Source organism: Thalassospira sp. UBA4513, from assembly GCF_002388495.1.
Classification (GTDB): Bacteria; Pseudomonadota; Alphaproteobacteria; order Rhodospirillales; family Thalassospiraceae; genus Thalassospira; species Thalassospira tepidiphila.
In genome coordinates this window covers 2,863-4,374 of sequence record NZ_DGMR01000005.1, presented here as the reverse complement: position 1 = coordinate 4,374, position 1,512 = coordinate 2,863, and the positions used below count along the sequence as shown (strand labels likewise).

The window sequence follows — 1,512 nt, the reverse complement described above, 5'->3', positions numbered from 1 at the left end:
CGGTTTGGTCTGGGCAAGAATGGCAATCCGATCTATCCGGAAATTTTCCGGCGTCCGGCGACTGCCGCCGGATCATCGGTGATGGCGGCCAACCTGATCAAGGATGGCGGGATCATTCATCATCCGGCAGGGGGCACCCATCACGGTTTGCGCGATCGGGCATCGGGGTTCTGTTACTTCAACGATCCGGTTCTGGGCATTTATGCCTTGCTTGATAGCGGGTTGGACCGTGTGCTTTATGTTGATATCGATGCCCATCACGGCGATGGCGTGCAGATCGCCTTTGCCGAGGATGAACGCGTACTGACTGTTTCCATCCATCAGGAAGACCTCTGGCCCAAGACCGGCGCAATTGATGACATTGCAGGCGGTATGGCGCGCAACCTTCCGATGCCGGGCGGCATGCATGATGACGAGATGCGTTTCATCCTTTTTGAATATTTGATTCCGCTTGGATTAAGTGTTGCGCCCCAAGCTATTGTTTTACAATGTGGATGTGATACTCTCGCAGAAGATCCACTGTCCAGACAGCTTTTGGGCAATCAGTCGATCTGGGAAGTCGTGGGGGCGATGACCCGATTGGCGCCCCGAAGTCTTGTTCTTGGCGGCGGAGGATATAGTCCATATGGCGTTGCACGCTGTTGGTCAGGGGTGTGGGCAACCATTAACGGGATCGAAATACCTGATGTGTTACCCATCACAGCGGAAAATATCCTGCGTGTCATAAAATGGGCGCATAGTCGTGGAAGACAGCCGGCAAGTGAGTTGTTCACAACGCTTGCGGATCCATGGCGGGGTGGCGCCATCCGGGACGAGGTCCGGGATCGCGTCAAAAGACTAAGAGGATATGGGGTATGAAGTCGTTCTTTCAGATGGCTTTGGTTGTGTGCTTTGTTAGCGCGGCGGTTGTTGCCGGGCTGAATGCAAAGGCAACCGGTTATGAACGGTCGCGTCTTCTTGTTGATGGCGAAGTGTTCAATGTTGAACTGGCCATCACACCCGAAGAAAGGTCACGCGGCCTGATGTTCCGTACCGAAATGGCTGAAGACGCCGGAATGCTGTTTGATTTCGGCGGACCACGCGACATTTCGATGTGGATGAAAAACACCTTTATCTCGCTTGATATGTTGTTCATCGCGGCCGATGGCACGATTGTCGGCATTGAAAAGCGCACCGTGCCGCAATCAGAAACCATAATTCCATCGCCAAGGCCTGTGCGCTTTGTGCTTGAACTCAATGGTGGTTCATCTGACCGGATGGGGTTTGAAGTTGGTGAAAAGGTCGAAGGACTGCCGCGCTAGGTAGCACCTTCGATACGCCACGCAATCAATCAGCAATAGCAAGGCCGCAGGTGATATCTGCGGCCTTTGGTTTTTGCGTCGGTTTTTGTGTCATATTTTCGATAAAAACACGCAATGCGGTCTTGCCCACCCAGCAAGATGGTGCTAAATCCACATCCGCGTCGGGGAGTAGCGCAGTCTGGTAGCGTACCTGCTTTGGGAGCAGGGGGTC

3 protein-coding genes are annotated in these 1,512 nt (G+C 53.6%); 2 read left to right on the top strand and 1 reads right to left on the bottom strand.

Features of this window, described 5'->3' with window-relative positions; translation table 11 throughout:
• Positions 1 to 858, top strand: an 858-nt coding sequence (locus B2T33_RS01875; protein WP_286791022.1) for an acetoin utilization protein AcuC, incomplete at its 5' end; no start/stop codon positions are given.
• Positions 855 to 1,301, top strand: a complete 447-nt coding sequence (locus B2T33_RS01870) for a DUF192 domain-containing protein (protein WP_008890893.1) — start codon at positions 855 to 857, stop codon at positions 1,299 to 1,301. The genes B2T33_RS01875 and B2T33_RS01870, both read left to right, overlap by 4 nt.
• Positions 1,302 to 1,326: 25 nt before the next feature.
• Here B2T33_RS01870 and B2T33_RS01865 read toward each other — a convergent pair.
• Positions 1,327 to 1,512 (bottom strand): hypothetical protein (locus tag B2T33_RS01865; protein WP_286791021.1); only part of this gene is annotated, 186 nt, incomplete at its 5' end.

Excerpts from the sequence above, each read along its gene's own strand:
- B2T33_RS01870 (WP_008890893.1), top strand. The coding sequence starts at position 855 with ATGAAGTCGTTCTTTCAGATGGCTTTGGTTGTGTGCTTTGTTAGCGCG.